Genomic DNA, 13,492 nt, shown 5'->3' with positions numbered 1-13,492 from the left:
GTTCCGCCCACGCAAAAGGCCCACAACCAGCTGGTTGTGGGCCTTTTGACGTCGAGTCGATCAGTCGTCGATCGCACCCGGTGCGGTCTTGGAGACCTGCATCAGGAACTCGAGGTTGTTCTTGCTCTTCTTCAGTCGATCGATCAGCAGATCGATGGCCTGATGCGAGTCCAGACCGGACAGGACGCGGCGGAGCTTGTGCAGCACCGCAGCTTCGTCCGGGCTCAGGAGCAACTCGTCCTTACGCGTGCTGGACGGGTTGACGTCCACGGCCGGGAACACGCGGCGTTCGGCGATCTTGCGATCGAGCTTGAGCTCGGCGTTGCCGGTGCCCTTGAACTCTTCGAAGATCACGGTGTCGCCGGTGGATCCGGTCTCGACCATTGCGGTAGCGATGATGGTGAGCGATCCACCGTTCTCGATGTTGCGGGCAGCACCGAGGAAACGCTTCGGCGGGTAGAGCGCCGTCGAGTCGACACCACCGGAGAGGATGCGTCCCGACGCCGGCGAGGAGTTGTTGTACGCACGACCCAGACGCGTGATGGAGTCGAGCAGCACGACGACGTCCTTACCCATCTCGACCAGGCGCTTCGCACGCTCGATTGCCAGCTCGGCAACTGCGGTGTGATCTCCCGGCGGGCGGTCGAAGGTGGAGGAAATGACCTCACCCTTCACGCTGCGCTGCATGTCGGTCACTTCCTCGGGACGCTCGTCCACGAGGATGACCATCAGGTAGCACTCAGGATTGTTGGTGGCGACGGCATTCGCGATCGCCTGCAACACGCTGGTCTTACCGGCCTTGGGCGGGCTCACGATGAGGGCGCGCTGGCCCTTACCGATGGGCATCACCAGGTCGATGACACGCGTGGTGAGAATGTGCTGCTCGGTCTCGAGGCGAAGACGCTGGTTCGGGTACAGCGGCGTGAGCTTGTTGAACTCGGGGCGCTTCTTCGCGGCCTCGACGTCGCCGCCGTTGACCGTGTCGATACGGACCAGCGGGTTGAACTTCTGACGCTGGCTGCCCTGCTCACCGTCACGCGAGACGCGGACGGCACCGGTGATGGCGTCGCCACGGCGAAGGCCGTTCTTGCGGATCAGGTTCATGGAGACGTAGACGTCGTTGGGACCGGCGAGGTACCCGGACGTACGCACGAAGGCGTAATTGTCGAGGACGTCGAGGATGCCGGCGACCGGCTGCAGGACGTCGTCCTCACGAATCTCGGTCTCGCGTGAATCGTTGGGTGCGCCACCCTCACCGCGATCGCGACCACGGCCACGGCGCTCGCGGAAACGGCGTCCGCGGCGTCCGCGTCCACCCTCTTCGTCGTCGTCCGGCCCGTTGTTGCGGTTGTCCGTGCGAGGACCGGCGTTGTTCTGGCCGGCGTTGTTCTGATTGCCGCGGTCCTGGCGGTCCTGGTTGCCCCGGTTGCCTTGGTTGTCCCGCTGGCCTTGGTTGTCCCGCTGGCCCTGGTTGTCGCGCTGGCCCTGATTGTCGCGGTTGCGCTCGCGGCGGGGACGCTCGTTGCCCTGCTCGGCGGGAGCCTGATCAGCGTCGGACTTGCCCTCGGTGCGCGCAGGACGCTCGGCCGGAGCCTCGGCCTTGGCGGTCTCGGCGACCTTCGAAGAATCGGCGGCCTTCGCGGTGTCCGCGTCGGACTTCGCCGAAGGAGCTTCCTGCTCGATGCTCAGTTCACCCTGGTCGGGTGAACCTGCACGACGAGCGGCGCCACGACGCTGACGTCCGCGACGGGGTGCGCTCTGATCGGAATCCTCGGCGGATTCGGTACGCGCAGGCGCGGCCTCGGCAGGAGCCGATTCGGCTGCCGGAGCTGTTTCGGCTGCGGGGGCTTCGGTGCGTGCGGCGCGAGTGCTCTTGGCACGAGTGCGCGCAACGGGTGCGTCGTCGAGAGTGAGTTCACTCTGTGCGGGTGCAGCCTTCGCGCTGCCGCCCTGGCGCTCCTTGATGGCTGCGATCAGGTCACCCTTGCGCATGCCGGAAGTGCCTTTGATGCCCAGTTCACCCGCAAGAGTGCGGAGTTCGGTGAGCACCATGCCGGAGAGTCCGGCACCACGGCGCGTTTCGGCACGCTTCGTGGAGGTCGCCACCGCACCGTTCGGTGCTGAAGATGACGCCTGAGAATTGTCGCCTGATTCCGACCCGGCGGGTGCAGAAGTGGCGATGAGGTCCGTATCGGTCACGGAGGTCCTTTCCTTCCCTCACTCGCACTGCGCAAAGTCGAGGGTTCGTCCCGCAGTTCGATTGAATACCGAACTCGGTGGTGCCGTACGTGGTTGCTGTCCAGAACTGCCGGCTTGTCCGCCGTCACATGATTGTCGGAAACTCTCGCCTCAAACTTTTCATGCGCTCGCAAACCTGCCCAACGCGCCTTCGTCGACGATTCACTCCCCCGTGTGTTGAACCCCAGAGTGATGGAACCTCTGAGTGTTCGATCCGCGGAGGATTCAAACCTTCGGAGAAGGTACAAGCGTGAGGATCATGCCTGCGAGAATCATGCCAAGGACTGTGGACCCCGATTGGGAAGGAGTTTTGCCCCCTGGTGATGCACCGGCGACTGACGCGCACGATGTACGGACATAGCCCAGGATAGCGCCCAAACCTGAGTCCGGCAAGAATTTGGACGACTGGGTGTGTCAGTTCACTACCGATCGGTAGTGGGCGATCACCTGGACCAAGGCAGGGATCAGACCGTCGTCGTGGATACTTCGACGCCGTCGGCGATGTCCAATTCGAGCACACGTAGTCCGTCTGCCCGCGCCGCTTCCGCGAGTTCGACGGGGAAAGGTTCTGTGCTGAGCGCCAACACGGTGGGGCCGGCTCCCGAAACGGTCGCAGCAATACCCGCCTCGCGCAGGATCCCGATCCATCGCGTCGTGAGCGGAAGCGCGGGTGCGCGCTGTGCCTGATGCAGGCGATCCTCGGTGGCTGCCATCAACAGATCGGGCCGAGCAGTGAGCGCAACGACGGCGAGCGCGCTGCGGCTCGCGTTGAACGAGGCATCCTGGTGCGGAACCAATTCGGGCAGGAGCCCGCGAGTGTGTGCGGTGGACGACCGCTCCTCGGGAACCAGTGCCACAGCACGGATGTCGGGATGGACGTCGAGTTTGGCCGCGGAGTAGATCGGCTCGTCGCCTTCGACGGCCGGTGGGCAACTCCACGAGACGACTGCGCCACCGAGAACACTGGCAGACGCGTTGTCCGGGTGACCTTCGAACTCGGACGAGAGTTGAACCAACTGCTCTTCCGTCAAGCCGATCTCGGCATCGAGAGCGCGCGCCAGACCGTTGGCTGCTGCCAATCCACCGACAGCCGCGGAAGCCGAGGATCCCAACCCGCGCGAATGCGGAATCGCGTTGCGGCACAACACGTCCAGGCCACTGGCCCACACTCCGGCCGCCTCGAGACCACGCTCGATGGCGCGGACCACGAGATGCGAAGGACCCCAGGGCACGTCGGCAGCGCCTTCACCTTCGACGCGAATCTGAAGGCCTGAATCCGTTGTGGTGACCACGATTTCGTCGTACAACCCCAACGCCAGACCGAGGGTGTCGAACCCCGGCCCCAAGTTCGCACTCGAGGCCGGGACGCGAGCAGTCACCGAAAGGCCGATAGGCAGGGTTATAGTCATGTCAGACACCGGATTCCGCGGAGTGGTCGATGAATCCACGGACACTATGCAAGCTCGAGGGCAGCCGCGACGGCAACGGGATCGACACCGATCGGCTCGACGTTCGGCATACCCTTCAAAGCCGTGTCAGGATCCTTGAGACCGTTACCGGTCACCGTGCACACGACGGTCAGGCCCGGCTCGAGCCAGCCCTCTGCACGTGCGGCGAGCAGGCCGGCGACACTGGCTGCCGACGCCGGTTCGACGAAGACGCCCTCGGTGGCGGCGATCAGACGGTAAGCCTCGAGGATCTTCTCGTCGGTGGCGGCACGGAATGCACCGTTCGACTCTTCCTTCGCGGCGACAGCGCCGTTCCAGGACGCGGGAGAACCGATTCGGATTGCGGTGGCGATGGTTTCGGGATCCTTGACGGGTGCACCGTTGACCAGCGGAGCCGCTCCGGCTGCCTGGACACCGAGCATGCGGGGCTTGACCGTGGTCAGACCGTCCGCGTAGTACTCGGAGTATCCGCGCCAGTACGCGGTGATGTTACCGGCGTTTCCGACCGGGAGTGCGTGCACGTCGGGAGCCTTGCCGAGCACGTCCATGATCTCGAATGCCGCGGTCTTCTGGCCTTCGATGCGCACCGGGTTGACCGAGTTGACGAGGCCGATGGTGGGGAACTCGGCCGTGGTCTTGCGTGCCAGCTCGAGGCAGTCGTCGAAGTTGCCCTGGACCTGAATGATCTTGGCACCGTGCATGACTGCCTGCGCAAGCTTGCCCATGGCGATCTTGCCCTGCGGGATGAGCACGGCGCAGGTCATGCCTGCCTTGGCTGCATACGCAGCGGCCGAGGCGGAGGTGTTGCCGGTGGACGCGCACAGAACTGCACGCTGGCCACGGGCCAAGGCGTCGGTGACGGCCATCGTCATGCCGCGGTCCTTGAAGGAACCGGTGGGGTTGAGACCCTCGACCTTGAGGTAGACGTCGCAGCCGGTGATCTCGGAGAGGTGGCCGGCCGGCAGGAGCGGGGTGCCGCCTTCGCGCAGGGTGACGGTCTTCCAGTTGTCACCGATCGCGAGACGGTCCCGGTATGCCTCGATGAGACCCGGCCATGCCTTGTGGACGGGGTTGACGATGCCGGTCATTGTTCAGTGCCTTCCAGTCGCAGCACGCTGGTCACAGCGGTGACGAATTCGAGTTCGTTGAGAGCCGCCACGGTCTCGGAGAGAGCCGCGTCGGTTGCTACATGAGTGACGACCACCAGACGCGCGCCGGCGCCGGCGCCCTCCTGGCGGACGACGGAGATGCTCACGCCGTGCTTGGCGAACTCGGCGGCGACTGCGGACAGCACACCTTCCTTGTCCGCGACCTCCATGTTCACGTAGTAGCGCGTGAGGATGTCGCCCATCGGGGCGACCTTCAGCTTGGCGTACTTGGACTCGCGGGGGCCGCGGCCGCCGTGAACCTTGTTGCGCGCAGCCATCACCAGGTCACCCATCACCGCGGAAGCGGTGGGGGCGCCGCCTGCGCCCTGGCCGTAGAACATGAGCCGGCCGGCGTTCTCTGCTTCCACGACAACGGCGTTGAACGCGCCGTTGACCGAGGCCAGCGGATGGCTGAGCGGAACCAGCGCCGGGTACACGCGAGCGGAAATCCGCTCCTTGCCCTTGGGCGTGACGATGCGCTCGCAGATCGAGAGCAACTTGATCGTGCACTCGAGTGCCTTGGCCGACGCCAGGTCGGCGGAGGTGATCGTGGAGATTCCTTCGCGGTACACGTCCGCGGCAGTGACGCGGGTGTGGAACGCGATCGACGCGAGGATCGCTGCCTTCGCCGCGGCGTCGTAGCCTTCGACGTCCGCGGTCGGGTCGGCTTCCGCGTATCCGAGGCGTCCGGCTTCGGCCAAGGTCTCTTCGTAGTCGGCGCCGGTCTCGTCCATCGCCGAAAGGATGAAATTGGTGGTGCCGTTCACGATTCCGGCGACCTTGTTGACACGGTCTCCGGCCAACGACTGTGTGAGCGGGCGGATCACGGGGATCGCGCCGGCAACAGCGGCCTCGAAGTACAGGTCGACAGAGTTGGCCTCTGCAGCCTCCGCCAATTCACCGGTGTGGTCCGCGAGCAGCGCCTTGTTGGCGGTTACGACCGACTTACCGGAGTTGAGGGAAGAGAGAATCAGCTTGCGAGGGAGCTCGATTCCGCCGATCACCTCGACCACGATGTCGACGTCGTCACGACCGACCAGGGACTCGGCGTCCGTCGTCTGCAGTTCCTCGGGAATTCCGCGGTCCGAGCCGATACGGCGGACGGCAACCCCCCGCAGTTCCAACGGGGCGCCGACGCGAGCTTCGAGTTCCTCGGCCTGCTCACGAATGATCCGGACGACCTCGCTCCCGACGTTGCCGAGGCCGAGAACGGCCACACCGATAGCGCGATGCGCCGATTCGCTCGTCACTGCGATACCTCCAAGCTGAGCAGATCTTCCACTGTTTCCCTCCGCAGAATCACGCGTGAGACTCCGTCACGCACCGCCACCACGGCTGGGCGGGTGAGCAGGTTGTACCTGCTCGACATCGAATAGCAGTATGCACCGGTCGCTGCTACCGCTAGTAAATCACCGGGCCCGACGTCCTCGGGCATCCAGGTGTCCCGAATGACCACGTCACCGGACTCGCAGTGCTTACCGACGATACGTGCAACGACGGGATCAGCCTCGGAAGTTCGCGAAACCAACTTGGCTTCGTACTCCGCACCGTAGAGGGACGTGCGGATGTTGTCGCTCATCCCGCCGTCGACGCTGATGTAGCGGCGTGTCAGCGAGCTACCCACCGTGACGTCCTTGATGGTGCCGACCTCGTAGAGCGTCACCGTGCCAGGTCCGGCGATGGCGCGGCCGGGTTCGACGGCAAGCGTCGGCTCCGGCAATCCGGCCAGTGCTGACTCGTTGCGCACGATGTGGCCGAGCTTTGCTGCCAGTTCGTCGACGGGCGGCGGGTCGTCGGAGGGGATGTACGAGATCCCCATGCCGCCGCCGAGGTCGATGATCGAAATCTGCTTGGTCTTCTCGACTCCGAACTCGGTGACGACGTCGCGGAGCAAACCGATCACGCGGTGCGCTGCCACCTCGAAACCGTCGACGTCGAAGATCTGCGAACCGATGTGGCTGTGCAGGCCGACCAGTCGCAGGTTTTCGGCGGCGAAGACGCGACGGACCGCGTCGATCGCCGCTCCCCCGGCCAGCGAGAAACCGAACTTCTGGTCCTCGTGTGCGGTGGAGATGAATTCATGGGTATGCGCTTCGACGCCGACGGTCAGTCGGATCAACACGTCCTGAACGACACCGGCCTCACCGGCGACACGATCGAGTCGGTCGATCTCGATCGACGAGTCGAGCACGACGTGTCCGACGCCCGCGGCGACACCAGCGGCCAGTTCGGCGACTGACTTGTTGTTGCCGTGCATGGCAATTCGCTCGGCCGGGAAGTCCGCGTGCAACGCGATCGCCAGTTCGCCGCCGGAGCAGACGTCGAGCGAGAGGCCTTCGTCGGCGACCCAGCGTGCGATCTCGCCACAGAGGAATGCCTTGGATGCGTAGTGCACCTTGGCATCCGGGCCGAAGGCGCGGGCCATGTCACGGCAGCGCGAGCGGAAGTCGTCCTCGTCGATGACGAACAACGGAGTGCCGTACTTCTCGGCAAGTTCACCGACCTTGACACCCGCGAGGGTCACTTCACCGTCGTCGCCACGAGAAGCGTTGCGCGGCCACACCTGCGGTGAGAGTTCGCCGAAGGCTTCGGGGCTGGTCGGACGGTCGGGCAAGCCGGGGGCCTGCAACTGCTCGGCGTGCTTGGGGCCGGCGGGGTGCGCGTTCACATTTGCTCCGGTGCGGTGACGCCGAGCAGTTCGAGACCGTTGGCCAGGACCTGTCGGGTGGCGGCGCAGAGAGCCAGACGCGCGCGGTGCACGTCGGTGGCGTCTTCGTCGCCTTGCGGAAGGATGCGGCACGCGCCGTAGAAGCGGTGGTACGCACCCGCGAGTTCTTCGAGGTAGCGGGCAATACGGTGCGGCTCACGCAGATTCGCAGCGCTCGACACGACGCGTGGGTACTCGCCGATCGTGCGGATGAGGTCACCCTCCTGCTCGACGGTGAGCAGGGCGAGGTTGCTCGCGTCGGCGGACAGACCGAGGTCTGCGGCGTTCCGAGCGATCGCCGAGAGGCGTGCGTGCGCGTACTGCACGTAGTAGACGGGGTTCTCGCTGCTGGTCTTGGTCCACAGGTCGAGGTCGATGTCGATGCTCGAGTCGACCGACGAGCGGATCATGACGTAACGCGAGGCGTCGACGCCGATTGCCTCGACCAGGTCGTCGAGGGTGATGACGGTGCCTGCACGCTTGCTCATCTTGACGGCAGTGCCGTCCTTGACGAGGTTGACCATCTGGCCGATCAGCACCTCGACGGTGTCCGGATCGTCGCCGAATGCGGCAGCGGCAGCCTTGAGACGGCCGATGTAACCGTGATGGTCGGCGCCGAGCATGTAGATACAGAGGTCGAACCCACGGGCGCGCTTGTTCTGGAAGTAGGCGATGTCACCGGCGATGTAGGCGGCGTTGCCATCGCTCTTGATGACGACGCGGTCCTTGTCGTCGCCGTAGTCGGTGCTCTTGAGCCACCACGCACCGTCTTCGTGGAAGAGGTTGCCCGAACCCTTGAGGGATTCGACGGCCTTCTCGACCGCACCGGATTCGAAGAGCGAGTTCTCGTGGAAGTAGACGTCGAAGTCGACGCCGAAGTCGTGCAGGGTCTGCTTGATGTGCGTGAACATCAATTCGACGCCGATGGCGCGGAAGGTTTCCTGCTGCTCGTCGGCAGGCAGATCCATGACGTCGGGACGCTGCTTCAGAACCGAGGCGGCGATGTCGGCGATGTACGCACCGGCGTAACCGTCTTCGGGAGCAGGTTCACCCTTCGCTGCAGCGATCAGCGAACGCGAGAAGCGGTCGATCTGGGCACCGTGATCGTTGAAGTAGTACTCACGTGTTACCAAACCACCCTGCGCGGACAGAATGCGTCCGAGCGCGTCTCCGACTGCGGCCCAACGGGTTCCACCGAGGTGAATCGGTCCGGTGGGGTTGGCGGAGACGAATTCGAGGTTGATCTTCTTGCCGGCGAGGGAGTCACCCGAGCCGTACGACGCACCGGCTTCGAGAACCGACACGACGATCGCGCCCTGGGCGTCCTTGTCCAACCGAATGTTGAGGAAGCCGGGCCCGGCGATCTCGGCGGATTCGATTCCGTCGGCAGCGGTGAGGGCTTCGGCGATCCAGCCCGCCAGCTCGCGGGGATTGGTGCCGACCTTCTTGGCTACCTGCATGGCAATGTTGGTGGCGTAATCGCCGTGCTCGGGGTTGCGTGGTCGCTCGACGGTGAGGGTTTCGGGTAGCACGGATACGTCGAGGCCACGATCGGCAAGGACGCTCGCTGCGGTTCCGCGGAGCAGTTCGGCAAGGTCAGCTGGAGTCACAGGTATTCATCCTATTGCCTGCACACCGGAAGTGGAGACTCGCCTCACGCCTCGCTCTCCGTGAACGTGCGCGGGGCCGCTGTGGCGTGTCGCACGCCACTCTCAAAGTTTGCCCTCAGACTCGGAAAGTACAGTGGTAATGCCCGAGCTACCACCGCGTACCTTCATGCGCGGGCGCGCCACACCTCAAGCCCACACACCGAAAGAGCCCAATCGATGCCAAGCGGTTCCGATAGTCGCGGTCCCAACAAGAACTCCGGGGCCAAATCAGCCAAGGCCATCAAGGCCGCCAACAAGAACAGTCGGCCGGCCAAGAAGGGCAAGGGCGGCGTCCCCGCTCCCCGCCAGATCCCCTGGCTGTCGATCGGCGCCGGTGTGGCTGTGCTCGCACTCATCGCCGTGCTCGGTATCAATCTGTGGCCCAAGGTCGAGGAGCGGCAGGCCCTCGAGCCGTACAAGTACAGCTCGGAGAACAAGGATCCGTCCGACAAGATCGACGGCGTCCTCAAGATCGAGTACCCGGCCGGCCAGCACGTCGATTCCACTCAGCGCGTGGCGTACGACCAGACCCCGCCGTTCGGTGGCCCGCACGACGCCACCTGGGCTAACTGCACCGGAACCGTGTACGCCGACCCGATTCGCACCGAGAACGCCGTCCACTCGCTCGAGCACGGCGCCATCTGGATCACGTACAACCCCGATCTCGTCGACCAGGACCAGATCGACAGTCTCGCCGGACGCGTGAACGGCAAGTCCTACATGCTGATGTCGCCGTACCCCGGTCAGAGCAGCCCCATTTCTCTGCAGTCGTGGGGCCATCGCCTCGAGATCGACAAGGCCGACGACGATCGCATCGATCAGTTCATCACTGCGCTGAACCAGAACCCGAACGTCTACCCCGAGGTCGGCGCGAGCTGCACCAACCCGCTGTTCACTCCGTCGACGTCGCCGTTCGATCCGACACCTCCGGGCGCCGACGCCATCCAGATGGACGGCACGGGCGCTACCCCGGCCACCGACGAACAGATTCCCGCCGGTGGATAGTTCGACGAACACCGATCAGTCTTCGAAGCCGAGTCAGCGCACCGCACTGCTGATCATCGGTCTGATCGGCGCGATCGCCGTCGGTTTTGCGCTCGGCGCACTGACCAACCTCCTCGGACCCGATGCGAAGTCGTCACTGACCGTTCCGGCTTCGGATTCGGTGGACGTGGGCTTCGCGCAGGACATGAGCGTGCATCACAGCCAGGCCGTCGACATGGCGTCCATCGCCCTGACGAAGTCCACCGACAACGACGTACGCACGCTCGCGTTCGACATCTTGACCACGCAGCAGAACCAGCTCGGTCAGATGCAGGCGTGGCTGACTATGTGGGATCAGCCGCTGTCCAAGGTGGGCCCGTACATGGAGTGGATGTCGTCCGATTCGGGCTCCGGCCATGGATCGCACGGGACTTCGGCCACGATGGACATGAGTCATTCCGGGCCGGTCGACACCATGCCCGGCATGGCGTCCCCCGAGGACCTTGCGGCTCTCCGCGCAGCGGAAGGTCTGCAACTCGACACCTTGTTCCTGCAGCTGATGCTTCGTCACCACGAAGGTGGGCTTCCGATGATGGAGCACGCAGCAGCCGACGCCACCGAGGGGCCGGTGCGCAGCCTGGCGCAGACGATGGTCAACACGCAGCAGAGCGAGTCCAAGCTGATGACCGACATGTTGGCAGCTCGCGGCGCAATGCCACTGCCCATGAACTGAGCAGAACTGAACTGAGCCGAGAATGTTCAGACCCAACTGGGCCTGGTCCTGAATTTCAGGACCAGGTCCAGTTTTCTACTTCCGGCATGTCTTCGAGGTGCTCGACGATGTAACGCGAGTGCTTTTCGAGTTGTGTGCGGCAGAACTCCGCCAACTCGGACGCCCCGGCCGGCCGACGCTTGGAGCGTCGTAGCGCCTCGATCACCAGGTGGTAGCGGCTCATCTTGTTGAGGACAACCATGTCGAACGGTGTTGTGGTTGTTCCCTGTTCACTGAATCCGCGAACGTGGAAGCGCTCGGGACTCGGACGCCCGTGAATCAGTTCGTGCACGGCACGCGAGTATCCGTGGAATGCGAACACGACGTCGGTCTGCGCGGAGAACAGATCGAGGAAGACCCGCTCCCCGAATCCGTGGGGATGCTCGGTTGGCGTCAGCAAGGCCATCAGATCGACGACGTTGACGACGCGGGTGATCAGTTCGGGTGTGTGATCGCGCAGCAACTGTGCAGCAGCCAGGATCTCCTGCGTCGGCACATCTCCCGCGGCGGCCAGGACCACGTCCGGTTCCTGTCCGCGAGCCTCGGTTCCGGCCCATTCCCAGACCGAAGCGCCCGCCGCGCAGTGCTCGTGCGCTTGCTCGAGCGTGAGGTACTGCAGGTGCGGTTGCTTGTCCACGACTATCAGGTTGACGTGGTCGGTACTACGCAGGCAGTGATCCGAGATCGAGAGCAACGTGTTGGAATCCGGCGGCAGCCACACGCGGATCACACTGGGTGCCAAGGGAATAACGGCGTCGATCATGCCGGGGCCCTGGTGACTGAATCCGTTGTGGTCGTTGCGCCAGCACGTACTGGTCAACAGCACGTTGAGCGAAGCAACAGACGCCCGCCACGGCAGGTCGACGGCATGTTGGAGCCACTTGGCGTGCTGGATGAGCATCGACACGCTCACCATCGCAAATGCTTCGTAGCTCGCGAACATCCCGTGTCGGCCCGACAGCAGATAGCCCTCGAGCCATCCCTCGCAGAGGTGCTCGCTGAGGACCTCCATGACACGACCGTCCGCGGACAGCCCGTCGTCGTAGTCGGTGATCGGCAGTTGCCAGCAGCGATCGGTTGTCTCGAATACGGCGCCGAGGCGATTGCTCGACGTCTCGTCCGGACAGAAGAGTCGGAAGATCCCGCCGCTGTCCTCGGTTTCCGTGGCGGCGTAGATGTCGCGCAGAAGCTCGCCGAGAACTCGCGTCGTCTCGTGGAAGGTCGAACCCGGGGATTGGATGGGAAGCGCATACTTTTCGAGCGGCGGCATCGGGAGATCGACGCGAAGTCGTCCACCGTTCGCGTAGGGAGTGCTCCCCATGCGCTTGTCCCCCGTCGGCGAGAGCGCCGCCAGTTCCGCGGCCAGTGATCCGTTGGCGTCGAACAACTCGTCCGGACGGTACGACCGCATCCACTCTTCGAGTTGCCGCAGATGTGATTCGTTGCTTCGCACGCCGGACAACGGCACCTGGTGCGCACGATGTGTGCCCTCGACCAAGATTCCGTCGACGGTGTGTGGACCGGTCCATCCTTTCGGCGTCCGCAACACGATTGCCGGCCACGAACCCGTCCACTCCTCTCCGCGGCGTGCGGCACCCTGCATCTCGCGGATCTTCTCGTGCGCCTGCGAGATCGCTTGATACAGCTGAGGAAACACCGCGTCGGGGTCGTCACCGGAGACGACGATCGGCGCCCACCCCTGTCCACCAAGATAGGCCTGGATGTCTTCGTCGCTGCTGCGTCCGTAGACCGTCGGCCCGGCGATCTTGGCACCGTTCACGTGCAGGATCGGCAGTACCGCGCCGTCGCGTCGTGGATTCAGGAACGCCGGGAGCTTCCACGAACCGGACAACGGCCCGGTCTCCGCTTCGCCGTCGCCGATCACACAGGCCACCACGAGGTTCGGATGATCGAAGGCAGCGCCGGCCGCATGGGCAAGGGCGTAGCCGAGCTCGCCGCCTTCGTGGATGCTTCCGGGTGTCTGCACACTCACATGGCTGGGCACTCCGCCGGGAGCGGAGAATCGCCGACACATCCGGTGGATGCCCTCGGCGTCGTCCGAGACTTCCGGATAGATCTCCGAGTACGTTCCCTCGAGATACGTCGACGCGACCAGCGCCGGACCGCCGTGCCCGGGACCGGTCACGTAAAGCCAGTCTGCGCCGGTGGCGACGATGTGCCGATTGAGGAGCGTGTAGATCATCGACAAGCCGGGGCTGGTCCCCCAGTGCCCGAGCAGTCGGGGCTTGATGTGCTCGGCACGCAACGGTTCCCGCAGAAGCGTGTTGTCCTTCAGATAGATCTGCGCGACGGTCAGGTAGTTGGCCGCTGCCCACCACTTCAGGTCGAGCGCGAGCTGGTCTTCGGAATAGTGGTGATCGGTCATCAACGACTCCCGTACCTCACGAGGGTGCCCGAGCAGTCCGCCCGAGCCTGTGCTCAGAGCCGAGCCTAGGCGTAAAAAGCATCCGAGTCAGTCGGTACAGATGATTCGACGACCATGGTCCCCGGCCGCATCCTCGACTACCTCCCGCGAGGACGCCATG

General features: G+C 64.4%; 9 protein-coding genes. 2 read left to right on the top strand and 7 right to left on the bottom strand.

The genetic code is table 11. The features are described from left to right. Positions 1-60: 60 nt before the first annotated feature. The 6 genes from rho to argS form a co-directional block, all read right to left on the bottom strand. Entirely contained in the window at positions 61-2,199 is a 2,139-nt protein-coding gene (rho, locus tag P3G66_RS26455) for a transcription termination factor Rho (protein WP_276117339.1), read from the bottom strand. 503 nt (positions 2,200-2,702) lie between these two features. Next, entirely contained in the window at positions 2,703-3,647 is a 945-nt protein-coding gene (thrB, locus tag P3G66_RS26450) for a homoserine kinase (protein ID WP_007726194.1), read from the bottom strand. 44 nt (positions 3,648-3,691) lie between these two features. Further along, positions 3,692-4,774, bottom strand: a complete 1,083-nt coding sequence (thrC, locus tag P3G66_RS26445; protein ID WP_003941280.1) for a threonine synthase — start codon at positions 4,772-4,774, stop codon at positions 3,692-3,694. Continuing rightward, on the bottom strand, positions 4,771-6,084 hold the full coding sequence (locus P3G66_RS26440) for a homoserine dehydrogenase (protein WP_030537332.1): 1,314 nt from the start codon (positions 6,082-6,084) through the stop codon (positions 4,771-4,773). The genes thrC and P3G66_RS26440 overlap by 4 nt, the downstream gene beginning before the upstream one ends. After that, positions 6,081-7,502 (bottom strand): diaminopimelate decarboxylase, encoded by a 1,422-nt coding sequence (lysA, locus tag P3G66_RS26435; RefSeq protein WP_030537331.1) that lies wholly within the window; start codon positions 7,500-7,502, stop codon positions 6,081-6,083. The genes P3G66_RS26440 and lysA overlap by 4 nt, the downstream gene beginning before the upstream one ends. After that, entirely contained in the window at positions 7,499-9,151 is a 1,653-nt protein-coding gene (gene argS, locus P3G66_RS26430) for an arginine--tRNA ligase (protein ID WP_003941360.1), read from the bottom strand. Before argS ends, lysA begins: the two co-directional genes overlap by 4 nt. A 216-nt stretch (positions 9,152-9,367) precedes the next feature. Here argS and P3G66_RS26425 point away from each other — a divergent pair, with 216 nt between their 5' ends. Continuing rightward, complete coding sequence (locus P3G66_RS26425) at positions 9,368-10,195, top strand: DUF3105 domain-containing protein (protein ID WP_003941378.1); 828 nt, start codon at positions 9,368-9,370, stop codon at positions 10,193-10,195. Then, positions 10,188-10,907 (top strand): DUF305 domain-containing protein, encoded by a 720-nt coding sequence (locus tag P3G66_RS26420; RefSeq protein WP_276117338.1) that lies wholly within the window; start codon positions 10,188-10,190, stop codon positions 10,905-10,907. The genes P3G66_RS26425 and P3G66_RS26420 overlap by 8 nt, the downstream gene beginning before the upstream one ends. Before the next feature lie 55 nt (positions 10,908-10,962). Here P3G66_RS26420 and P3G66_RS26415 read toward each other — a convergent pair whose 3' ends face one another. Beyond that, complete coding sequence (locus P3G66_RS26415) at positions 10,963-13,332, bottom strand: phosphoketolase family protein (protein WP_276117337.1); 2,370 nt, start codon at positions 13,330-13,332, stop codon at positions 10,963-10,965. Between the last annotated feature and the right edge of the window lie 160 nt (positions 13,333-13,492).

The sequence above is a fragment of the Rhodococcus sp. C3V genome (genome assembly GCF_029269915.1).
GTDB lineage: Bacteria > Actinomycetota > Actinomycetes > Mycobacteriales > Mycobacteriaceae > Rhodococcus_F > Rhodococcus_F qingshengii.
Note: the sequence above shows the minus strand (reverse complement) of the source record. Positions and strands in the feature narration are given on the sequence as shown.

Coding starts and splice junctions, on each gene's coding strand:
- P3G66_RS26425 (WP_003941378.1), top strand. CDS start 9,368: ATGCCAAGCGGTTCCGATAGTCGCGGTCCCAACAAGAACTCCGGGGCC.
- thrB (WP_007726194.1), bottom strand. CDS start 3,647: ATGACTATAACCCTGCCTATCGGCCTTTCGGTGACTGCTCGCGTCCCG.
- P3G66_RS26415 (WP_276117337.1), bottom strand. CDS start 13,332: ATGACCGATCACCACTATTCCGAAGACCAGCTCGCGCTCGACCTGAAG.
- thrC (WP_003941280.1), bottom strand. CDS start 4,774: ATGACCGGCATCGTCAACCCCGTCCACAAGGCATGGCCGGGTCTCATC.